The 24,595-nt window shown below is 47.8% G+C and carries 14 protein-coding genes and 1 riboswitch; of the genes, 8 read left to right on the plus strand and 6 right to left on the minus strand.

Annotation, left to right across the window (positions count from 1 at the left end):
- Window positions 1-2 precede the first annotated feature (2 nt).
- Together BMW65_RS03705 and BMW65_RS03710 are read right to left on the minus strand one after the other, a co-directional pair.
- Window positions 3-1,157, minus strand: coding sequence for a methionine aminotransferase (locus BMW65_RS03705; RefSeq protein WP_090602822.1), 1,155 nt, complete (start codon window positions 1,155-1,157; stop codon window positions 3-5).
- Window positions 1,158-1,216: 59 nt separating this feature from the next.
- Complete coding sequence (locus BMW65_RS03710; RefSeq protein WP_177180982.1) at window positions 1,217-1,570, minus strand: helix-turn-helix domain-containing protein; 354 nt, start codon at window positions 1,568-1,570, stop codon at window positions 1,217-1,219.
- Between the two features lie 315 nt (window positions 1,571-1,885).
- Window positions 1,886-1,993: riboswitch (SAM riboswitch) on the plus strand.
- Between the two features lie 151 nt (window positions 1,994-2,144).
- Between BMW65_RS03710 and BMW65_RS03715 the strand changes: the two genes are divergently transcribed.
- The 4 genes from BMW65_RS03715 to BMW65_RS03730 all read left to right on the plus strand — a co-directional run bounded on the left by BMW65_RS03715 (window position 2,145) and on the right by BMW65_RS03730 (window position 9,555).
- Window positions 2,145-3,587, plus strand: a complete 1,443-nt coding sequence (locus BMW65_RS03715) for an amidohydrolase (protein WP_090602825.1) — start codon at window positions 2,145-2,147, stop codon at window positions 3,585-3,587.
- 47 nt (window positions 3,588-3,634) lie between these two features.
- Entirely contained in the window at window positions 3,635-4,630 is a 996-nt protein-coding gene (locus BMW65_RS03720; RefSeq protein WP_090602827.1) for a TlpA disulfide reductase family protein, read from the plus strand.
- A 223-nt stretch (window positions 4,631-4,853) separates the two neighbouring features.
- Window positions 4,854-8,033 (plus strand): SusC/RagA family TonB-linked outer membrane protein, encoded by a 3,180-nt coding sequence (locus BMW65_RS03725; protein WP_090602828.1) that lies wholly within the window; start codon window positions 4,854-4,856, stop codon window positions 8,031-8,033.
- Between the two features lie 19 nt (window positions 8,034-8,052).
- Window positions 8,053-9,555 (plus strand): RagB/SusD family nutrient uptake outer membrane protein, encoded by a 1,503-nt coding sequence (locus BMW65_RS03730; RefSeq protein ID WP_090602830.1) that lies wholly within the window; start codon window positions 8,053-8,055, stop codon window positions 9,553-9,555.
- Window positions 9,556-9,616: 61 nt separating this feature from the next.
- Here BMW65_RS03730 and BMW65_RS03735 read toward each other — a convergent pair whose 3' ends face one another.
- Both BMW65_RS03735 and BMW65_RS03740 read right to left on the minus strand, forming a co-directional pair.
- A complete protein-coding gene (locus tag BMW65_RS03735) occupies window positions 9,617-10,654 on the minus strand; it encodes an LLM class flavin-dependent oxidoreductase (RefSeq protein WP_090602831.1) in 1,038 nt (345 codons plus the stop codon).
- The gene (locus BMW65_RS03740; RefSeq protein ID WP_218145333.1) at window positions 10,651-11,613 is read right to left on the minus strand and encodes an ATP-grasp domain-containing protein; all 963 of its coding nucleotides are present in this window, start codon (window positions 11,611-11,613) and stop codon (window positions 10,651-10,653) included. The genes BMW65_RS03735 and BMW65_RS03740 overlap by 4 nt, the downstream gene beginning before the upstream one ends.
- Before the next feature lie 543 nt (window positions 11,614-12,156).
- Between BMW65_RS03740 and BMW65_RS03745 the strand changes: the two genes are divergently transcribed.
- The 4 genes from BMW65_RS03745 to BMW65_RS03760 are packed head-to-tail and all read left to right on the plus strand — an operon-like array spanning window position 12,157 to window position 21,919.
- Entirely contained in the window at window positions 12,157-15,294 is a 3,138-nt protein-coding gene (locus tag BMW65_RS03745; protein WP_090602835.1) for a SusC/RagA family TonB-linked outer membrane protein, read from the plus strand.
- Window positions 15,295-15,307: 13 nt separating this feature from the next.
- Window positions 15,308-16,678, plus strand: a complete 1,371-nt coding sequence (locus tag BMW65_RS03750; RefSeq protein WP_090602837.1) for a RagB/SusD family nutrient uptake outer membrane protein — start codon at window positions 15,308-15,310, stop codon at window positions 16,676-16,678.
- A gap of 53 nt (window positions 16,679-16,731) precedes the next feature.
- A complete protein-coding gene (locus BMW65_RS03755; RefSeq protein ID WP_090602838.1) occupies window positions 16,732-19,305 on the plus strand; it encodes a M14 family metallopeptidase in 2,574 nt (857 codons plus the stop codon).
- A 37-nt stretch (window positions 19,306-19,342) separates the two neighbouring features.
- On the plus strand, window positions 19,343-21,919 hold the full coding sequence (locus BMW65_RS03760; protein WP_090602839.1) for a M14 family zinc carboxypeptidase: 2,577 nt from the start codon (window positions 19,343-19,345) through the stop codon (window positions 21,917-21,919).
- A 74-nt stretch (window positions 21,920-21,993) separates the two neighbouring features.
- On the opposite strand, the gene BMW65_RS03765 is transcribed toward BMW65_RS03760, so the two are convergent.
- Both BMW65_RS03765 and BMW65_RS03770 read right to left on the minus strand, forming a co-directional pair.
- Window positions 21,994-22,212, minus strand: coding sequence for a hypothetical protein (locus BMW65_RS03765; RefSeq protein WP_090602841.1), 219 nt, complete (start codon window positions 22,210-22,212; stop codon window positions 21,994-21,996).
- A gap of 50 nt (window positions 22,213-22,262) precedes the next feature.
- Complete coding sequence (locus BMW65_RS03770; protein ID WP_090602842.1) at window positions 22,263-24,527, minus strand: cation:proton antiporter; 2,265 nt, start codon at window positions 24,525-24,527, stop codon at window positions 22,263-22,265.
- Window positions 24,528-24,595: the final 68 nt, after the last annotated feature.

Consider the following 24,595-nt stretch of genomic DNA (forward strand, 5'->3'; position numbering starts at 1 on the left):
CCTCATAACTCTGAAACGCGGGCGAGGCGTTCAGCAGCTTGTTCTAGCGTTTCGGATTGTTTCGCAAAACAGATCCGAACGAGCTGTTGATTGATTTCCTTGTGATAAAACGAGGAAATGGGTATCGTAGCCACCCGATGCTGAGTGGTCAGCTCTTGGCAGAAAACGTGTTCAGGCAGGTCGCTAATAGCTGAATAATCAGCCAGCAGGAAATAGGTACCCTGACAGGACAACACCCGGAAGCGGGTGGCGGCAAGTGCGGCAAGCATGAGGTTCCGTTTCTGCTGGAAGAATGCGCCAAGTCCGAGGTATTCGTCCCGGTAGCCTAAAAAATCCGCCAAAGCATATTGGACGGGTGTATTTACACTAAATACATTAAATTGATGCACCTTACGAAACTCCGCCATAAGGGCAGCAGGCGCAAGGCAATACCCAACCTTCCATCCGGTAGTATGGTATAGCTTACCAAAAGAGGCCACGATAAACGTATGTTCGCGGAGTTCGGCATGGTGTGCAGCGCTACGATGCGTTGCACCATCGTATACAATGTGTTCATACACCTCATCACTCAAGACATAACAATGCTGATCGCGAATGATGCGCGCGAGCTGTTCATAATCTGCGTCGGTCAGCACACGGGCTGTAGGGTTATTGGGCGAATTGATAATGATCAACCGCGTCTTAGGCGTCATCAACCCTTCCACGGCTCTCCAATCGATCGCAAAATCCGGCGCTCGCAAGGTAACAGGTTTGGGAATGCCCCCAAATACCCTGACACTGGGCGCATAAGCATCGTAAGCGGGTTCGAATAAAATCACTTCGTCGCCGGGGTGGATTACCGTGGCGATGGCGGTGAAAAGTGCCTGAGTCGCTCCCGCTGTTATGGTAATCTCAGTTTCGGGATGGTAATATATGCCAGCTACCGCTTCCACCTTGGCGCTTATTTGCTCGCGAAGTGCAATAACGCCTGCCATTGGCGCATACTGGTTGTGGCCGGCTTGCATCGCGCGCTCCACCATTGAAATGAGCCGGGGTGAACAATCAAAGTCTGGGAAACCCTGGGAAAGATTTATCGCATGGTGCTGAATAGCCAATTGCGACATCTGGGTAAAAATAGAAATAGCAGTATTGGGCAGTTTTGATCTAAAGGCACTCATTTGTCAATGATAAGCAGCATATCATGCAAGATTAAGCATTTTATTGGAAACCTCTTCATTTAAAACACCCTGCTTTCGCGGAGTATTTCCCGATAAAAACGAATGCTATCTTCCAACTGTGCAATATAAGCCTCCTTATCATGGATAATTTTATGATATAATGCCTTTTCCTCACTGATAAATCTAACAACATCTTCGCTTGCAGTTTCCTCGTTACCCATTAGCCTGGGCAGCCCGACATCCAATACATCCGCAATCTGTCCAAGACGATCAATGTCTATACGGGTAATGCCTCCCTCGATATTCTGGTAGGTTTTCAATGCAATATGTAATGCTTCTGCCATCGCTGCCTGCGAAAGGCCCCTGGCCTTCCTTAATCGCTTAATATTATCCAAAATGTCGGGTTGTGCCATAGCTGAATAGTTAGGCATAAATCATACTTAATTGCCGCATGATTTATGCGTTTTTTACCTTGCATGAACCTATTATCTTTGTTGCAAGGCAAAGGTATTATTTTTTATCAAAAAAGACTACCTAATAAGTAGATATTTTTTCTGCATTGAGCGGTACCGCAATAAGAAGTTTGTTTGTTGTTTAGTTAAGGCGGCGGGTGGCGGCATCCGCCGCTCTTACATTGCGAGGTATTTAGTCCGAAATTAATTTCACATAATCCCTATAAACATAATAGATTTTATTCTTACTTTTGCCCCACTTAGTTCTTTTATTTGTGCTTATCAAGAAAGACCGAGGGAAAGGCCCGATGACGTCTTAGCAACCTGAAGCTACATTAAGGTGCTACATCCTGCCTTGGGCGTTGCCAAAGGTAAAGATAAGTGAAATGCTTGCCACGCAACGCTGCTCCAAGCATCCAACTATCACGATTAACTTGAAAACACCGTTTATTCATATCCAAGACTAAGGATAAGCCACATTGATGAACTAATTGACAATTAACATGGCGTCAATACGTATATAAAATAATTGAATATGAGCAAAAAACAGCTACTACTAATACCTATCGTCTTACTTCCCTTCATGCTATTTGGACAAAAAGCAACGAACATCCCGCTGGATTACCTTGACCGTTCATTCCAGACTTATGACCAAATCCAAAAGGCTATCTGGGCCACTCCTGAATTGGGCTTTCTGGAAACCGAAAGCTCAGGAATCCTCCAAAAACACCTTGAAGAACAAGGATTCAACGTGGAAGTCGGGTTGGCGGGCATGCCCACATCATTTATTGCTACTTATGGCAGCGGTAATCCTATCATTGGCATCTTGGCCGAGTTTGACGCATTACCAGGTATATCACAGGATACCGTACCTTACCGTAAGCCGGTAGAAGCAGGTGGAAACGGCCATGCTTGTGGGCACAACGTATTTGGCACTGGCTCGGTGGCCGGGGCTGTAGCCATCAAAGAATGGCTGGCAAGTACCGGCCAACAAGGCACCATCAAGATCTTTGGCACACCTGCCGAAGAAGGCGGCGGCGGCAAAGTATACCTCGTACGAGATGGTTTCTTCAATGACGTGGATGTGGTATTGGATTGGCATCCGGCTACGAGAAATGCTGTGAATGTAACCACCGGCACCGCCATACAAATGGTCGATTATACCTTCCACGGCAAGGCGGCGCATGCCGCAGCGAGCCCGGACAAAGGACGTTCGGCATTGGACGGTGTCGAAGCCCTTAACTACATGGTAAACCTACTCCGCGAACATGTACCGTCGGAATCACGCATTCATTATGTCATCACCAACGGAGGGGAAGCACCCAATGTGGTACCGGAAGTCGCCACAGTATCTTATTACATCCGCCATCCCAAACGGGAAATTTTGCAAGACCTCGTCAATTGGATAAACGAGGCAGCAGATGGGGCCGCCAAAGGCACCCAAACCACGCTGAGCAGCGAAATCATCGCGGGTTTCTATGAAAAATTGCCCAACCGTAAATTAGCGGAAGTGGTACAGAAAAACCTTGAAACGGTGGGGGGTATTCATTATGACGACCGTGAGCGGGTATTTGCCGAAGCCATTGCCAACGATCTGGGGCTCGACAATTCCGCATTGGAAGATGTAGCAAAAGTACAGCCTCTGGATGAAGAAAAACCATCACAAGGCGGCGGCTCTTCCGATGTAGGTGATGTAAGCTGGAACGTGCCTACCGTCTCATTCGGTACAGCCACCTTCGTGCCTGGAAGTGCTGGCCACAGCTGGCAGAATGTCGCCTCCGGTGGCACAACCATTGGCACCAAGTCCCTTATCAACACGGCTAAAGTTTTTGCGCTTACAGCCATCGATCTCTACACCAATCCAACATTGATCGATGAAGTAAAAAAAGAATTTGAATCCCGCAGGGGTTCCAACTTCCATTACGAATCATTGCTTGGCGACCGCGCTCCTGCGCTGGACTATCGCGTGAAAAAATAAATGACAAAATAAACAATGTAATACTTATTCATCAGCATTCTCAAAATATGAAAACAACAATAACATCAGCTGTACTGTCAACGCTTTTATTCGGTATTGTATATGCCGGGCAAATTAAACCTTTACAACTTAAGGGCACCGTAAAGGATGTGCAGACAGGAACCATCTACCTCCAACGGTTTGACAACAAGATCTTCCACACGGTCGATTCAGCTACCCTTCACAACGGCGAATTCAACTTTACCACGCGTGTGGAATTACCCGAATTATATGGCCTTACCCTTGAAAAGGATAAAACACCGTTTTATATTTTCCTCGAAGACGCTCCCATCACGGTAACATTTGATTCAGGCGCGTCTTACCACAACACCGTCGTATCCGGCTCAAAATCGCATGATCGCTTTGTAGACTACAGCAACCGCCAGCAAAATGTTCAAGTCGCTGATTTCATCAAGGAAGATCCTGCTTCCATCACCACGGCGTATGTGCTATACCGCAATTTTGCTTACCGGTTGAGCCCTTCAGAAATCAGGGAATATGTAAGCCAGCTTGATCCATCCCTTCAAAACACCCAATATGCAACCGTACTACACGGATTAGCAAACACGCTGGAGACTGTGTTGCCCGGCAATAAAGCGCCCGACTTTACCTCTACGGGGCCAGACGGAAGCACCATTCGGCTTTCCGACCACCTCTGCAAAGGCTATGTATTGCTGGATTTTTGGGCAGCGTGGTGCGGCCCCTGCCGCCGGGAAAATCCCAATGTGGTAGCAGCCTATCAACACTACAAAGACAAGGGTTTCACGGTCTTTGGAGTCTCGCTTGACAAGACCAAAGAAGCCTGGCTGAAAGCCATTGAGGCAGATGGGCTTACATGGCCCCATGTGTCCGACCTTACGTTTTGGGAAAGCGAGGCCGCTGCCATCTATGGCGTACGGGCTATCCCTGCCAATTTCCTGATAGGACCTGATGGAACCATCGTAGCCCGCAATCTCCGTGGGGAAGGCTTGCGGAAAAAATTACAGGAATTACTGGGCGAATAAACATGGAAACTTGCTAAGATACCATGCCATGGATAGGGCTATCACCCCTATCCCTTAAACACCACCGGGCTGAAATGTTACGCTATACATGCGCCAACTGAAAACACCAAACAATCTATATTCAAATACAGACAAAATCGTCAATAATCAAAAAGATAAGCGCCCCCATAAACCAATTGCAGTCGGGCATGGAAGCGCTTGTTTCTAAAAACATTTTAGAATTATGGCAAATATATTGCTTTTTTTCAGGAGCAAACCGCTATTCTCGTCGTTAAAAAAATACAATTATGCTTTTTTTGCGATGTTTTTATGCTCCTTTACCAGTTATGGACAACATTCCATACGTGGAACAGTCGTCGATGAGGCAAATCAAGCAGTGGCAGGAGCTACAATTGCAATAAAATCAACCAGTACGAGCACCGTCACTGATGCAAATGGCCAATTTAGTATTACAACAGACCAGCCCCTACCGCTTACGATTACCATAAATTTTTTGGGTTATAAACCACAAGAAATAGCCATTAATGATACCAGTGAACCTGTTATCATTACATTGGCTGAAGACGTGAACCAATTGGATGAGACGGTAGTGGTGGGTTATACTACGGCCAAAAGATCGAGTTATACGGGATCGGTAGCGGTTGTCAACGCAACAGAGTTGGATAAATTGCAAATTACTTCTATTGGCAAGGCTTTGCAGGGAACGGTGCCGGGATTGCAATCCATTGCGCAGGCAGGACAACCTGGAAGTGATGCAGAGCTGTTTGTACGGGGGGTAGGTTCAGTCAATGCGTCCACATCACCACTCTATGTTGTAGACGGTATTCCGGGCGCAAATCCCAATCAATTAAACCCGAAAGACATCCAATCCATTTCCGTCTTGAAAGATGCTACGGCAAGTGCGCTCTATGGCTCACGCGGTGCTAACGGTGTAATTGTCGTCACCACCAAATCAGGAGACCTGAATTCAAAGCCCTCAGTCAACTTTTCAGCCAACTATGGCTATACAGGGCGTGCCGTTGCGGATTATGACTATTTATCAGCACAAGAGTATTATGAATTGCAATGGGAAGCCATCCGTAACACCCAGCTGGACCAAGGCAAATCGACTGCGGAAGCAGCTCAATATGCAACGGATTATTTGGTTGACGGCTCGCTAAAGGTCAATATTTTTGGGCCACAATACCCAGATCCTGTTGGTACAGATGGTAGATTGGCTGCTGGCGCAACACCATTATGGAATGATGACTGGGGCAAAGCCATCTCACGGCCCGGCCGGCGTCAACAGTACGACCTCAGCATTAGCGGAGGAAGTGTTAACACGAAATATTACTTTTCAGGCGGTTATTTGAACGAGGAGGGTTGGATTAAAACCTCCAATTTCGAACGCTACAATTTACGTACTAACGTACAATCGAAAGTTAATAGTTGGTTTGATATCGGCGCAAATGTATCGCTTTCGTCAGGTTTTCAACGATCCCCTTCGCAAAGCGACAGCAACCAAGGGAATTTCGCCAATTTCCAACGGCTGATTTCAAATATTTACCCAGTTTATGAACGTAATCCGGACGGTTCGTTTGTATTGGACGAAAACGGCAACAGAAAATGGGATTATGGCATATGGCGTCCTACAACTGCTGCCAGTGGGGTCAACATCCTGGGAAGCGCAGAACATGCGATATCAGGCACCCGGACCGATGCCGTATTACTTGGAACAAACCTGAACATCACGTTCATGAAAGGACTGTTTTTGAGAACAACGGCAAGCATTGATTATCGGGCGGGTAGCTCTCACTCTTATTCTCACCCTTATTACAGTACAGGAGTCATGACAGAAGGCGCTGGCTCAGCAAGTCGACGTGCAGATCGTACGCTCAATTATACGGTAAACAGCTTCCTCAATTACGCGTTTAATTTGAACGGCGGCAAGCATAGCATTAGTTTATTAGCAGGACCGGAAATTTACGTCAACCAAACTTCAGAATTATCCGGAAGCCGGTCTGGTTTTCAAGTACTTGGAAAAACCGAACCTTCAGCAGGAACCGTGAGCGGAGTGTTTAACGGCACTTCGGCTGATTACCGCTTGGGAAGCTGGTTGAGCCAACTGAACTATGATTACCTCGGGCGATATCATTTTTCGGCAAGTTTTCGCCGCGATGGATCTTCGCGTTTTAGCAAACAAGCGCGCTGGGGCAATTTCTGGTCGGTGGGAGCTGCCTGGAATGTGAAACAAGAAAATTTCTTGAAGGACGTATCCAGTATAGATAACCTCAACCTACGTTTCAGCTATGGTGCCCAAGGCAACGATAATGTTGGCAATTATGCCTATGGCGGTTTTTATTCCATTTACAACAGTTTGGATATGTTGGGATTATTGCCGTCCGATCTTCCAACGCCTAATCTGAAGTGGGAAACCAACCTGAATCTCAATTTCGGCGCTGATATATCACTGTTCAACAATCGATTGATCGCCCAAATTGATGTGTTCGACCGGCAATCGAAAGACCTCTTATTCACAAAACCCCTTGCTCCTTCAACAGGTTACGACGGCATCGATGCCAATATTGGTTCATTAAGCAACAGAGGCATCGATGGACAGATCACGGGTGCCCTTATCCGGAACAACGATTTCCGATGGAATGCCACCCTCAATTTCGGACACTATACCAACAAAATAACCAAGTTGCCTCAAGACGAAATCCTGACCGGCTCGATTGGGCAATACGGCAACACTAAAAAAATGATAGAAGGAGGTTCGATTTACGACTTTTATATTAAGGAGTGGGCTGGTGTCAACCCTGAAAACGGCAAAGCAACGTGGTATAAAGATATTGTTGATGAAGCTGGAAATGTTACCGGAAGGACGACCACTGAAAATCAAACCGAGGCGACACCCTATTTCCAAGGAAGCTCACTTCCCGATCTATACGGTGGCTTAAGCAACAGTTTTTCCTATAAGGGTTTTGAACTCTCATTCTTGTTATCGTACAACATCGGCGGTAAGATTTTCGATGGTGACCAACCGATGATTATGCACCTCGGCTCTGCTCCTGGACGCAATTGGTCAAAAGAAGCCCTCTCGCGGTGGACACCGGAAAATACAGACACCGATTTTCCACGCCTCTCCTATGTCTCCGATCCATGGAACACGATTCCCTCAACCCGCTTTTTGTTCAATGCGACCTATGCACGCTTACGAAACATTAACCTGTCATACGCACTACCGCGAAACCTCGTGTCCAAATGGTCACTCACGGATGTAAGACTACGTTTAGTAGGTGAAAATCTATTGACATTTTATGGCCATAAAGGGTTAGACCCCGAACAGACGGTATCGGGCTCGACATATTATCGATATCCTGCTCAGAAAGCATATTCACTGGTCCTTAATGTGTCATTTTAATTGAAATAATTATCAGATTATGAAACGGAAATTTAGTTATATACTGACTGTTTTGACGCTGTTTACATCGTGCAGCGAAGATTTTTTTGACACTGCGCCTGCGACCCAGATTACTACACCGGAAGTGTTTTCTTCGGAAGATAACATCAATGCTTTCGTCAATGGAGCAATTCGTTTTTTATTGGAAAACAGCACTTCACAGGACAATCCAGGTCTCCCAGCGATATTTCTTACCCACGAAGTAATGGGCGAAGATGCTTTTGCCCGCGATGGCCGATACGGCTTTCGTGATTCGTATCCTTATCGCGATCCTTTTGACAATACCACGCGGCGCGCGCTGTTTTTTTGGACGTTGCAGTATACGTCGATTGACCATGCCAACAACATCATCGCTAATATTCCCATTAACGAAGATAGCAAGCCCAGTTTGAAACATCTTAAGGGACAAGCTTATGCCTTGCGTGCGCACAATTATCTGAACTTGGTGCGGCAATACCAGTTTACCTATGCGAAAGATGCGAATGCCAAAGCCGTTCCGATTTATACGGAGCCTACGACCCCGAGTACCGAGCCCAAGCCACTGGCTACCGTACAGGAAGTATACAATCAGGTCATCAGCGACTTGTCAGAGGCCGAAAAATTATTGCCGGGATTCGAACGTACGGTTAAAAATCGTCCTGACATTAATGTAGTGTATGGATTATTTGCCCGGGCCTATCTAACACTTGAAAATTGGGAACTGGCCAAAGAATATGCGGCCAAAGCACGCGCTGGATATGCTATCATGACACCCGAACAATATGCTGAAGGGTTCAATGATGTGAGCAATCCCGAATGGATTTGGGGGCATCCACAGACACAAACCCAGAATAAAGGAGGTTCTTCGTATTTGGCGTATATCGAAACAACTCCTTATGCCACGGATGCTAACGGGACGAATCTTTATTATGGGTACAACAGCATTATACCCGATCCCCATTTTATTGCGTTGTTCGATGACGAAGACATACGAAAGTCATTGTTCGAAATTGCAACGCAACCTGCCGAAGCGCTTTATAGGTCTTACCGATACAAAAAATTCAGAAACAAATATCCCAATCATGACGGGCATATCGTGTTGATGCGTGCTTCGGAACAATTGCTTATCGAGGCTGAAAGCAAAGCAAGGCTGGATGACGTAGCAGGCGCCGTTGAGACACTGAATGAATTGCGCCGCAATAGAAACCTCCCTGATTTATCAGCGACTGATTTTAACAAAGACACGATAATCGATGAAATTCTACTCGAACGCCGCAAAGAACTTTGGGGAGAAGGATTCCGCTTGTACGACATTTTGCGATTGCAAACGGCGCCGGTGAGACGGGAAGCAAACGAAACGTTTGTAGATGATGCCGGTAATACGACAACCATATTAGGCCATTGGATCACGAAGTTCCCTGATGGAACAGATTTATCACCGAATAGCAAATATTATCTTTTCCCAGTTCCGTTAAATGAAATTAACAACAACCCCAACCTGTAAATAAAACAAAAAGGGAAAGTCAGCGTGTCTTTCCCTTTTTTACCTGATTTTTTTCAATGCCTTAATTTGCAGAAACAGCTACCTTGCCGATAACAGCCTCAGCAAACCGCTCCATCTCCTCCAGCTGCGGACTGCACTGCAAAAGAAAGAAATCCACGCCCACCCGCTCAAATTCGGCAATCCTGTCCTGCACTTGAGCAGGAGTGCCAACGAGTCCGCTCCGTAGTCCCCGATTGGACACTGCATAATCCTGTAAAGACAATTGTTGCTCCAATTGTGTACCGGCCAGCCATTGCTGGTAATTTTTATAGCCGGGATTTCCTTCTTTGATGATCGTAATACGTTCCAATTCCCGCTTGACTTCCTGTTCAGTGGGCCGTACAATGCTGTATGCCGCAACGCCAAATTGTAATGGGGGTAACCCCTTTTTATCACGTCTTTCACGCATGTCGGCAATACGTTTGCCGATGATCTCAGGCGAGTCGCCATGCATGACGTAGCCATCGCACAGCGATGAAATCATATCTTTAGCCGCTTCGGATTCACCTCCAGCGTAGATAGGGGGGCGCGGCGCAGAAAGTGGCTTGGGCTGCAGCACATTGTCATTTACCTGATAGTAATTGCCCGTAAAGCTATAATGGTCGCTTTTCCACACATTGTCCAATACCTCCAGCCATTCCGTAGACCGTGCATAACGGTTGTCATGCTCTTCGAAATGCACCCCGTATTTTTCAGCCTCATCCTTCCACCAGGATGATACCAAGTTTAACGATATTCGCCCGCTACTGATGTGATCGATGTTAGCCGCCTGTTTGGCCAACAAAGCAGGGTTGTGGAATGTCGGCCGTACCGCCACCATGATTTCCTGTTTGTCGGTTACGGCAGCAAGGGCAGCGGCTGTTGACCAGGCATCCAACGATGGGGCCTCCTCTCCTTTGATGTCATTTAGGTTCAATTCGGCTACCAATGTCAAATCAAAGCCAATCGCTTCCGCGCGTAATGCCAACCGTTTAGCATACGCCCAAGTAGCTTGCATGCCTTCATCTTCCACATTCCGCAGCCAACCACCAAAAACCGGCAACCAATACCCGTATCTCATTGCACTAACGCTCCTTCCATGCAGCGCTCAATAAAATCGACCAATTTCTGATGCGGGTCAAAACCAATGACGTTCACGGCATCAGCAACAAAGTTGGATAACGCATTCACGTCATAGTAAAGAATTTCCCCATCCCGATCATCAATGATGTACTCAATGCCGCCCACATCGATACCGCTACGCTGTGCGATGGTTTCAATCGTTTTGATAACGTCATCACTAGGCGTAAATGCCTCTACCTTCAAACCATTTTTTGGGGCATCCAATGCGCATGCGTTACGTACCAGTTCTTGTCCGGCAGTGGTCTGGCAGATATCAGCGGGGCAGAGGTTGAAGCTCTCCCCGGTGATATAAACCCGTATGGCATACAAATATTTTCCACCAAGCGTTTCCACCCGTGTGATGTACCCGCCTCGCGCAGGAATAAACTCTTGAACCAATGCGGTATGGTCTACGCCAAAGTCCAGCAGGTTGTTTTCAACGGCATGCCTTACCTCTTCGATGGTATCGAATTTTTCAATTCCAGCACCACTCCCCCCAATGTTGGCCTTCACAACGATGGGAAAACGTAGCCCTTCCGCTGCTGCTTCAACTTGGGAACTATGGTTGACCAGTCGCGATTTGGGATACTTGATACCCAATTGTTGCAAAAGCACCAGTTGGAGGGCCTTTGATGTCTCGTAAGTAAAAGCCTGATAACCATTGATGACCCTCACACCGTGATTTTCGAGGTGCTTCAAGTAATTTAATGTGTAAAACATCCCCTGCACACCATCACGGAGGTAAGCAGATGGGCTCATACGATTGAAAAAGACTTCAAATCCGGGCGAAGGTTCTTCCAACGCAAAATGATGTTGCGTGGGGTTAATGGTTTGATAAGGAATGTTACGTCGTTGTAATTCGGCAAAGAGTGGTTTAAACCAATCGGGATGCTCATGTGAAATAACTAAAGGGTTCATATTTTCTAAATTCTTATTATGCAGTATGGGATATAAGCAAAGGTACGACATCCTTTTAACTACTTAAACACTATACTATGTGTATTAAGGATTTTACGTCATTTTTATAACACGTGCAATAGTAAGAATTTAAACAGCTACGTGCATTCAATACGCAAAAAAACTACCTACAATAGGCAGCATTTATGGGTTTAACGGGAATAAGCAATCGTTTACTTTTGAACCGAGCTAAACGTACAAGAATCGTTACAGACTTTCGGTAATCTTTTACTCTTTAATAGTATCTTTTCATGAACCAATTCAATTACATTAAATTTTCACTCGCCAAGGATTGTGATATCCTACCGAGCGAGTTGCCAAAGACATTTACTGCCATACGACACCAATCCCTTACCTACCTACTCTCCATCCCCGCACGAATGTGCATGTGTTGTTGTCACTGACAACACGGTTCACCCTACTTTTTATTTTCATCGTATTTGCTTCTGCCTAAAAATAATGACGGAGAGGTAGAAATCATCCATATTCACAAACTTTAATAAAATGTCAATTAATTTTAGCGAGATACATCGCACGTTTAAAAAGACGTTTTTGCTAACAGCAGGGTTGCTGTTCGGTTCATTGACGCTTATTTATGCGCAAAGCGCCATCACTGGTACGGTGTTGGATGCCAGTAAAGGAACACCAATCCTCGGAGTTTCCGTAGCACAGGCCGGCACAAATAACGGCGTTGTGACCAATGCTGAAGGCCAATTTTCCATTAGGATACAGCAGCTTCCCGCGAGGCTGAGGATCTCTTTTGTGGGCTATAAACAACAGGAAGTATACGTTCAAGACGCCTCGAAACCTGTAGTGGTCAATCTGAGTGAAGACTTAAGCTACCTGGAAGAAGTGGTCATCACAGGATATACCACCCAGCAACGCAAGAACGTCAGTGGTGCCATTGCCACGGTATCATTCAGTGAAGCGAATACCCAACAAGCCGACCAAGACCCCCTCAAACTTTTGCAGGGAAAAGCTGCCGGGGTGCAAATTACGTCCACATCGGGTAACCCAGGCGGGGGCGTTAGTTTTGTGGTACGTGGTAATAACTCCATCGGTGGAAGCGTAAATCCGCTGTACGTCGTGGACGGGGTATTCCTCAACACCAGCTTACCGGTAACGGGCGGTGGCGGAAACCTGTTATCCAACCCGCTGGCCGACATAAACCCAGCTGATATTGAAACCATTACACTATTGAAAGACGCTAATGCTACAGCCATTTATGGCTCACAAGGTGCCAATGGTGTGGTGGTGATTACTACCAAGCGCGGACAGCGGAATGCTGCTTCGCGCATTAACGTATCCGCCAAACACGGAGTATCGAATGCTGTCAATAAATTCAAGGCCACTACCGGACCGGAAACGGGCGAACTGCTTAACGAGGCATGGATCAATACCGCGGCCGAAAATGGGGAAAGTCTGGAAGATTACATTCTCAGGGAAAGACCTACCAATTGGGACATCGTATATCCGTTCACAACGGCTGGCGGTACGCCCGACTTCAGTCGCGACAACATCGCCAACCTGGCCACCTACGACCGCATCAGTGATCTGTTCCAAACGGCCAGCACTACCGACTATCAGCTGTCCTTGTCTGGCGGAACCGCGACCAGCAACCACTACATTGGTCTCGGTTATGCAAATCAGGAATCCATTGTGAAGCCCAACACCTTTCAGCGGTTTTCGGGCCGCGTCAATTATGACAACAATGTGACCTCGCGCCTGAAGGTGGGCACGAGCTACAACGTGACGCGCACCGGACGCAGTAACGTACGTAATAGCGACAACGATCCCGGCGGCATCATCAACGCGGCTATTTTTCCACGCTCATTTCTGCCCGTTTTCGACGCTAATGGCAATTACCTCAGTCATGCTACCTTCAACAATCACCTCAGATTAATTGAGCACCTGGACAATAATTATGTGACTTGGCGCAACACGGTCAATCTCTATGGTGAATATGCTTTCCTGCCCGAATTGAAATTCCGTACCAGTGGAAGCTTTGATTACACCAGCAACGGTTCCCGGAGTTTCGCTGACTTCGCTCTGACCAACAACGGGTCGGCAAGTGCGGAGAACGATCTGATCCAGATTTATACCGCCGAACAGTTGCTCACCTACGTGAAAAACTTTTCCGAGAAGCACAACGTCAATATCCTCTTGGGGAACACGGTAAACGTACGGCAATTGCAGGGTGTGAATGCCAATGGGAGCAACTATATATTTGATTCGTTACGGGAAGTGTCGTCTGGCGGTACCACATCCGGGGGATCTGAAAGGAACGAAAACCGCCTGGTTTCCTTCTTTGGCAGCGGCGGGTATACGTATGACGACAGGTATTCCGTTGAGTTCAATTTCCGGGCCGACGGATCGTCCCGCTTTGGCAAAAACGTACGTTGGGGTTACTTCCCCGCTGGCGGTTTCATCTGGAACGCCGGGCAAGAAACGTTCATACAGGACCTGCAGGTATTTGATGCGTTGAAACTACGTGCCACGTATGGTTACTCGGGCAACCAGAATGGCATTGGCAACTACGACGCCCTGGCTATCTGGTCTACCAGCGCACAGTCTTATTTGGATCAGCCCAGCCTTTCCCCGGGCAGACTCGCCAATCCGGACCTGACGTGGGAGACTACCCGGCAAACGAATGTTGGCTTGGATGTTGGTTTGCTGAGAAACAGGTTGAATGTGACCGTTGACGTGTACGAGAAATATACCACCAAGGGCCTTCAGGACGTGACGGTGCCTTCTCGCAGCGGATACAGTACCGCCGTACGCAACTACAGCGAAATCAGCAACAGAGGAGTAGAATTGACCATTCAGTCCATCAATCTACAAACGCAGGATTTCCGCTGGACCACCGATTTCAACATATCCGCCAACCGCAATAAGATAGAGCGAATCCCGCAGGAGCAGACGATGGGTGCAAGCAACCGAGGCACTTCCATCCTGCGGGAAGGTTATCCCGTTAATTCCTTTTTCCTCTACAAGCAACTGTATGTGGATCCGCAAACGGGGAATGCGGTGTATGAGGATGTAGACGGAAACGGTATAATCACCTACGCCGACCGACAAATCGTAGGTAATGCCCAACCCAATTTTACGGGTGGACTCACAAACACGGCAACCTATAAAGGCTTTGAGCTGTATGTGTTCTTCTACTTCACCCAGGGAAATCAAATCATGAACATGCACGACTTCTTCTTGGTACATGGCGGCACGCAAAACGGCATCGGTTTCACCTCCCGCCAACTTGACCGCTGGCGCCAACCGGGCGACGTCACTGACATCCCCAAGATGACCAAGTACACGTTGAATCCGGAGCAGAACAATTCGCCTGCAAACAATTATACGGGCCAAGTGGCCAGCATCAGTAGCCGTTACCTGGACGATGGCTCGTTCCTGCGGCTGCGAAATGTGGCCCTGAATTACACATTGCCCCAAGCGTTCACCTCGCGGCTGGGTCTCAACCGCATAAAGGCTACGTTTTCGGCAACCAACCTGTGGACGTGGACAAATTACAAAGGGCTCGATCCCGAAGTAAGTGCGCAAAGCACAAACCAGAACACAGCGGGATATGATTGGGCTACGGTACCCCAGCCCCGTACTTATGAATTTATATTAAATCTCACCTTATAAATAGGATAGATCGATGAAAACCACTTTGAATCAATACATCATACGCGCCCTGTTTGTCCTATCCGTCATCGGATTTGGTGCCTGTGAGTCATTTTTGGATTTGAAACCCACGAATTCGTTATTAGCAGACAACGCCGTTTATGATGCTAAAACATCCCGCGCGTTGGTGAATGCTGCTTATTCCAGGTTAAAAAGCTATACGATAAGTCCTGCCATTATCCTGGCAGTCATCCCAGCCGATAATGTGTTTTTTGGAGGCAGCCTGAGCCAATATTTAGAACTGGATAACAACGCCTTTACGGTCACCAATTCGGCCATCGTGGATGCATACCGATCCAACTATTCACTAATTAATACGACCAACTGGGCAATTTCAGAAATACCAAAAGTGACGGACGAGTCCTTTGCTGCCGGCGAACAGAATAAGCTGGTGGGAGAAGCGCATTTTATCCGCGCCTTTGCCTATTTCAGCCTCGGGCGGAGCTGGGGGGGCGTCCAGTTGCAGCTGAACCCCACTACTGATCTGAGTTCGCTCGGCAATATCCCCCGCAGTACACAGGCGGAGACTTATGCCCAGGTGCTGGCCGACCTGAATACTGCCGAACAGTTGCTGCCTGACGACGACAACACCACGCGCAATCTTGTGCAACGCGCTATCGTGCGCGCCTTCCGTGCCAAGGTATACCTCTATACCCAACAGTTTGATCAAGCGGAAACCGAAGCCACAGCGGTCATCAATAACCCGAAGTATGAATTGGTGAAGCCTTACAATGCTTTTTTCCAGGCACCATTCCTGACCAAAGAATCCGTCTTCGAGATTTCAGCAACCACCAACAATTCGGGTACTTCCGGAAGTCCATGGTTCCTGGCATCGGGAACGCCCCGTGGCTCCTATGAGTACCGTCCCACCAACGAAATCATCACCTTGCTGAATGATCCAGCGAAAGGCGGCGGCAGAAATGCGCTTATAGCTACCCGTGGCAGCGACACCTACGGGAATCTGTATCATACGACCTCACCTAATATCAATCCGGCCTACGTAATTCGCATTGCCGATCTGTACTTAATACGTGCTGAAGCGCGGGTGAGGAAAGCAACGCCAGATTATGCCGGTGCCATTGCCGACCTCAACGCAGTGCGCAGCCGTGCAGATGCCGAGTTGTTCCCCACAGGCAATATCGATAGGGCCGCCATCCTACAAGCCATATGGGATGAACGGCGACTGGAATTTGCCTTCGAAGCTGACCGTTGGTACGACCTCGTGCGTACCGAACAGGCCGAGACCGAACTGGGTGTTAGTAGAAATTTCTGGCTGTTCCCGATCCCACAGGCAGACGTGCTTGCTGACCCGGACCTTGGCGGAGAAAATAACCCTGGCTATTAAAAACGGCATTTAAGAACAAGCAGACTCACTAAAAATTTAAATCAATCATCAAGATGAAAAGAAGTATCGTTCTTTTTTTTGTGTCACTGCTCGCAGTGGCACACGTCCATGCGCAGGACGAGTATTACTTTGGCGGTCGCGGATCGCTGAATCCCGACATTCCAACGCCCGAATCATTTTTTGGTTTCCGCATCGGTACCGCATTGGTACGCTACGACAAAGTGGTGGAGTATTTCAAGTTGCTTGCTGACAAGTCAGACAGGGCTTCCTTGCAAGTATTTGGCAAATCATGGGAAGATCGCGAACAGGTGAAATTGTTTGTTACTTCGCCGGACAACCAGCGCAACCTGGAAAATATCCGTCAGGAGCATATTAAACTGGCAGATCCGAGTGCGTCAGTAGCTACCAGCGGTCAAAAAGTCATCGTCGAACTTGCCTACAACGTGCATGGTGGTGAGATAGCAGGCACCGATGCTTCCGTGCTCGTGGCTTATTACTTGGTGGCTTCCGAAGACCCCGATATCGTCCGCCGTCTGAACGACGCCGTCGTATTGATTGAACCTTCTCAGAATCCCGATGGACGGGAACGGGCAGCCAACTACATCAACGGTTTCCACTCTTGGCCCCCTATCGCTGACCCTGCCGATGTAGAACACGGAAGCGGCGTGACCCCCCATCGGGGCAATCACTTTTGGAACGATCTCAATCGAGACTGGCTTGCCCTCGCACAGATTGAGAGCCGAAACCGAGTTGCTTTCTACCACAAATGGTATCCCAATGTCTATTTGGACTTCCATGAAATGGGAAGCAGTAGTACGTATTATTTCGAACCTTCGCCACTCACCACATGGAACAAAATCCTTCCGAAAAGCAATTATGAAGTACTGAACGCTATTTTAGCGAAGCATTTCTCGGCATCCCTTAACAGCATCGGGTCGTTGTATTATACCAAGGAAAGTTTCACCAACCTATCGCCCATCTATGGTTCTACCTATCCCGATTATCAAGGGGGCGTGGGCACCACGTTAGAGGTGGGGTCTACTTCTGGTGTGGTGATTGAAACCGCCGCCGGATTGCGCCCCTTTTCCAAAAACTTAAGAGATAATTTTCTTATCAGCATCGCAGCTGTACGTGCTGCTACCGATGAAAAAGACACGTTTCTGAAACATCAGCAGGAGTTCTTCAAAAGTGCACTGACACAGGCCGATAAGCTTGCTACTAAATACATCGTGTTTGGCAGCAAAACGGATAAAAGCTTGAACAACCTCTTCTTGGAACATCTGCTTCAGCACCACATCGATGTATACGAACTGACGGCTTCATTTTCGCAGGATGACAAGACCTTTGAGGCCGGTAGCGCCTATGTGGTACCGCTCCGCCAGCCGCAGTTCCGCGTGCTACAATCCATCTTTGAGGAAAACGAGACCAACGGCTTTTCAGATACGACGACCTTCTACGATATTTCGGCATGGAGCACGGTTCACGGTTATGGCATACCCTTCGTCAAGGTGAAAACGGCTGTGAAAGAAGGCCCTCAGCTAACACAGGTACCCGCCGTAGCCGGATCGGTCACCGCCCGTTCCGAACTGGCGTATGCGTTTGATTATTTCGATTACCTCACTCCAAAAGCACTCTACTATTTGCAGGATCACGGGGTGAAAGCCCGCGTGGCGCAACGTCCTTTCACCAGCAAAACGAGTGTAGGCGACAAAAGCTTCGTTGCCGGCTCGATCGTCATCCCTGTGGCCTACCAAAGCCTTTCGTCAGACGAGTTGTACACGTTATTGAACGAAGCTGCCAAGCTGGCGAATGTCACCGTGTATGCAATCAGCGATGGATTCAGCGTGGCTGGCATAGACCTCGGAAGCAATAACATCCGCGTATTGAAGAAGCCCGCTGTGGCAGCCATTACTGGCGGCAACTGGACGAGCATAGGCGAACTGTGGGCATTGCTTGGCAATACCCACCATATTCCATTGGTCAAAATTACACCCCAATCTGCCGAACGTGTAGATTTATCTAACTACACATCGATTATCCTAAGCGGAGGGCAATTGTCACCTGAATTGAGCAGGCGGCTTACCGATTGGGTGGAGAATGGCGGAACACTGATCGCATTGAGTGGAGCCGCTCAGTGGGCTTCTTCGTTGGCCACCCCTGCTCCCGCCGGAGGTGGGCGCGGCAATCAGCGGGGTACATCAACTGCTGACACGACGGATGCCGCGGCTTCCACTACCGCTCAACGCGGGCGTGGAGGATTGGGTGGCAACGGCGGCTCTCGGCTCAATGGCATCATTGTCCACGCGGAATTGAACCTATCGCATCCACTGGCCTACGGATTTACGTCCAAAGACTTTTATACGCTAAAAAACAGCACCTCGGGCTTGCGTCAAACGGGCTCCAGCAACGTGGTGCTAAAAACTACTACAGGCGAATTAGTCAATGGATACGCTACTCCCGAAGCATTATCGGAATTAACGGATAACGTGGTGATAGCTTCAGCAACCCGTGGACGAGGTTCTATCGTGATCTTTGGCGAATCGCCCACATTCCGTGGCTATTGGCTTGCTCCGGGCAGGATATTGACCAATGCGATATTCTTCGGTGGCGGAAGCGGTAATAGATAAGATGAAATTGTTATATTGCAAACTGTAAAAAATCATCATGAAGCATCTAAAAACCATACTATTACAGCTACTCATCATTAGTTTTGCAGCCACGGATGTGGTTGCCCAAAACACCTACTATTTTCCGAAGGCCCAGTTTGACCCTTCCATTCCTTCCCCCGAGACATTCTTGGGCTATCCCATTGGTTCGCATTATACACGCCACGACCGAATAATCGCCTATTTCCAGGAGCTCGATCGCCTGTCGGATAAAATTAGCGTCAACATCATCGGCCAATCTTACGAGGGACGTCCATTGGCGGTTGCGACGATTACGTCTGCCGCCAACCACGGACGTTTGGAAGAAATCCGACAGGAACACATTAGACAGGTAGATCCCCAAGCACCGCAGCTCGACGCAAGTACATCACCCGTCGTCGTGTTGCTTGATTACAGCGTACATGGCGCTGAAACCTCCAGTGGCGAGGCTTCTTTGCTTACCGCCTACTACTTGGTTGCCAGCCAAGACCAAGAAGCCCAGAAATGGCTTGACGAAGCCGTGATACTTATTGATATTGCCCAAAATCCAGATGGGCGCGACCGCACGGCCAATTGGCACAATGCTTATAAATCTACGCCCCCGGTAGCCGACCCCCTGGATAAGGAACACTTGGAGCAATTCCCCGGTGGCCGAACAAATCACTATTTTACCGATTTGAACCGCGACTGGCTTAGCATCACCCAAATTGAAACCCAGCCGAAAATCGACTTCTTCCATCAGTGGTATCCCAATGTGCATATCGATTTTCATGAAATGGGTGGTGGAAGCACATACTACTTCGAGCCCACGCCGAAAAGCTCTGAAAGCCCACTGATTCCGAAATCTTCCTATGACTTTAATACCGTGCTGGCTAAATACCATGTTGAAGCGCTAGATGGCATAGGCTCCCTTTACTTTACCAAGGAAGTCTTTGACAATTTCTCTCCGATTTATGGTTCTACCTATCCTGATTTCCATGGTGCCGTAGGCGCAACGTTTGAACAGGGCAGTTCGCGTGGCTTGTTGCAGGAAACCGCAAATGGATTGTTAGAATTTCGGTTTACCGTGCGGAATCAACTACTTACCGGGCTGGCTACCGTCAAAGGCGCAATAGCCGAAAAAGCCGGATTATTCAACTTGCAAAAGGATTTCTTCCGCACAGCGTTGGATGAAGCCCGGGCACATAAAACCAAATCGTATATATTTGGTGATGAGCATGACGAATCCCTTACACAGAAGCTGGTAGACCTACTTTTGCGTCACCGTATTACGGTATTTGAGCTTGGCAGCGACCAAACCATCGATGGCAAGTCATTCAAGCAGGGTTCGGCATATGTCGTTCCTGCTGTGCAACCTCAATTCCGTCTGGTGCATTCGATCTTTGAAGAAACACCGCCGATACAGGATAGCGTTTTTTATGGAAGCACCTCTTATTCCATCATCCACGCGTATGGATTGAAATATGCCAAATCGGCAAGTGCTGTTAGCCCCGGGAATCGTGTCAGCAACGTCAAAACAATACCAGGGGCGGTCGTTGGTGATAAGTCCAATTACGCCTACCTGCTGGGTTGGACAGAGTATACTGCTCCCAGGGCACTCTATGCACTGCTGGAAAAAGGCGTCTTTGTCAAAGCGGCCTTCAAACCGTTTACGTCATCCACGGCAGAGGGCCCTATAAGCTTTGGATACGGCTCGTTGGTCATTCCAGTGGCCGGGCAGACCTTTAACGGCGATTCCTTATATCGTGCCATCACGGCAGTCGCCAGCGAAGCCGGGCTGAAGTTTTACAGCGTTTCTACAGGGTTCAATGTAGAAGGGATTGACTTGGGAAGCAACAATATACAAACGCTTCAAAAACCTCATGTCGCGCTGGTACTTGGTCAGGGCATCAATTCGGCGCAAGCTGGCCAGGTGTGGTACCTGCTTAATGAGCACCTCAAATTACCTGTGGTAAAAATCGACCCGACAAACATTCCCAGGGCTAACCTCAGCAAGTATACGACCTTGATCCTTACGGGCGGCTCCTATAACGGCTTATGGGACAAGGAGACGACCGAACGCATCAAATCATGGGTCAATAACGGCGGCACGCTTATCGCATTCCAAACCGCAGCCGAATGGGCCATTGCCAATGGTATTGTACGCGAGAAAGTGTACCGGGATACTACTCGCGGACGGGATCCACAGACCGGAAGATTGGACTATGCAACGCGATCAGAAGCCACCGCACCAGACCGATTAAGCGGCAATATCTTTTCAGCCGACATCGACATTACGCACCCTGTAGCGTTTGGTCTCCAAAAGCGTAAGCTATTTGTCAATATTGACGGCAGCACCATCCTATTGCCCAGTGCCGACAGATTTTCAACGGTGGCACAATTTGACAGCGAACCTTGGGTAAATGGGTACATTTCCAAGCAGATTTTGGATCCCTTCCGGGATAAAGCCTACATTTTGGCATCTTCCGCTGGCCAGGGAAGCGTCGTCCTTTTTTCAGACGACCCTACCTACCGAAAGTACTGGTATGGTACCGACCGTTTGTTGATTAATAGTATCTTCTTCGGAAATCACATTTCAAGTGGGGGACGGAGATAAAGACAGGGGGCACCTCCTCAAGTGAGGAGGTGCCCCCTGTCTTTATCTCATTCTTCATCTAATGCAACATGGGGTTATTCCTCATACAATTGCGTGGCATGGATACCATGGCCATCAAGTGTATTAATGATATCGGTAGCCCTGATGTTGATGCCTTTAACGGATAACAGTACGTAATTTGTAAAGCGATCGATACACCAATCAATAATATTAGGGATACTGTCCATGATGTGCGAAAGTTCAGCTAACTGGGAGGAGGCTCCCACGGCGGTTTCAAATTTTAATGTTTCCATAACGCTTCTCCTTTTTAATTTAATACCTATACCAAGTTTAGTTTTGCATCTTATGGTTTCAATACCAATGTAGACGGCGTATCCTTAAGCCATCGTTGTTTATCATGCACAAGCTGCTTCCAAGCCGAAAGACTAACCAGCACCAAGTCAAATGATTTCCACTGGATGGTCTCAATTGCTGTTTCATGTACCAAATTAACATGGTTAGGGGCGGCATGGTCTATTGCCCGTACGGCTTCTTTAAATTCCAATGTATTTTTTATCGCATCATTTACATCCAACAGCGTAATATGTATGCCGCTGTTTTGGATAAATTTCTGGATATAAACCAGCAAGAAGCTATCGCTTATGGAATATACCGGAACAACGATGCTTTGGCATGTTTCCTCCAGTCCTTTATCGATAAGAATCCCCAAGGGTATTTGCACCGTCCGTATCATGTTTTTCGTACGTTCGTCAAAATATCCAGCAGCGAACAAATTGTCTTTCCCCGTGATGGTTTCATATATCCGTTCAGGATTGATCACTTTACTGGTAAATCCCAAGATACGCCCCAGCACTGTTCCTTCAAAAACCGACCGGCCCACGCCTACAAGCAATAGATCATAATCATCCGTGTTCGACACTTCTGCGATATCATCGTCTATATCGTCGGTAGGTTTGAAAATCGGTGTAAAAGGCTGCCGCAGTTTGCTCCCTTCTTCTTCAAGCAAAGCAAAACTTTCCCGCTCGTATTCCACTGAATTAAATTGGTTCAGCTCGTTGCCGAGTGACAGATGGAGGGCTGTCACCGTAGAATTGCCTTTGGATTTGCGCGTAAGCATATGAGCGATCCGCAGCAACAACGTACCCGTATAGGGGCTACCAAACGAGATCAAGATGTTGTACTTGTCTTTTTTTGTCAATAATGCCTGTGCTTCCGCTGGTTTCAGAAAACGGTTGATTAGGTCAAGCGATGGGCCTGTCATAAAGGTCGTCACCAAAGCCATCAATACCAGAATCGCAAACATCTCGGGAGTAAGCACCCCAAGGTCATAGCCGATATTGAGTGCCACCAATTCCATTAGACCACGGGTATTCATCAGTGCGCCAATGGTAAGGCTATTGTGCCAGCTTTGGCCGACAAAACGTGCAGCAACAGCACTACCCACAAATTTGCCCGTAACGGCAACGACAATGACTATCAAACAAAGTTGCCAAAGCCCTGGCTCATTCAGGAGACCAATCTGCGTACGTAGTCCCGTAAAAACAAAAAATAGCGGCAATAGAAGCACTTGAGCAACATCTTCTACTTTTTCAATAAAGATGTTTCTAAAATTGACATTGACCGGCATGATGACACCCGCCATAAACGCACCGAACAATGCGTGTATGCCGATGATTTCCGTAGTCCACGCCGATAATAGCAGCGTCACAAAAAACAGCCCCACGACCGGCTTACTTAATCGCTCCTTCGTAGCATGAAGCTCACCGATACGTTGGAGAAACGGGGCTACAAACCGCAACATCAGGATGACATAGGCCACAGCAAAAAGAATGGTGTAACCAGCACTGGCCAAGGATCCAGCTTTTACTACCGCAATGACGGCAGCAAGTATACACCAGGCAGTAATGTCATCAGCAGCAGCACAGGTGATGACAATTGACCCCAGTTTTGTCTTCGTCATTCCCCGCTCTTGGACAATCCGGGCCAAGACCGGGAAAGCGGTAATACTCATCGATATGCCAATGAACAAGGCGTAAGAAAGAAAGGACACCTCGGGGGGCGCTGTTTGCTGATAGATAAAATATGCCAAGCCCATGCCTAAAGCAAAAGGAAATACGATACTTGCGTGGCTAATCACCACGGCCTCATGAGCTTGGTTTTTCAACAGCTTAAGATCAAGCTCCATCCCCACGACAAACATGAAGAGGATGAGTCCCATCTGGCTCATCACCCCGAGATTTGGCAAAGAACCAGCAGGAAAAAGGAACGCGGCAAACTCAGGAAAATAATGCCCTAATAACGAAGGCCCCAGCACGATGCCGGCTACAATCTCACCGATAACCGATGGTTGGCCTATCTTCCGGAAGAGCAAGCCGAAGACACGGGCAACCAGTATAATCGTGATAATTTGCAACAATAAGGTAGAAAGAGGATAAACGAGGTTCGCATTAATAGCATCTTGAAAGTGCTGCCATGACGATGCGGAGTTGATGTTATCCGGTATCAAGGCACGCTTTTCCAACAGTTTTCCTTGCGAAACGATCCAAAAGCCGATACCTATACCACCTCCTATGACGATCAAATAAAAAAGCGAATTTCTTAATTTCATTTTCTTGCAGCAATTTGATTGATTGTGCGGACTCCAATTATACGGGATTTCAAGCGGATTATAGGCCG

Source organism: Parapedobacter koreensis (assembly GCF_900109365.1).
GTDB lineage: Bacteria > Bacteroidota > Bacteroidia > Sphingobacteriales > Sphingobacteriaceae > Parapedobacter > Parapedobacter koreensis.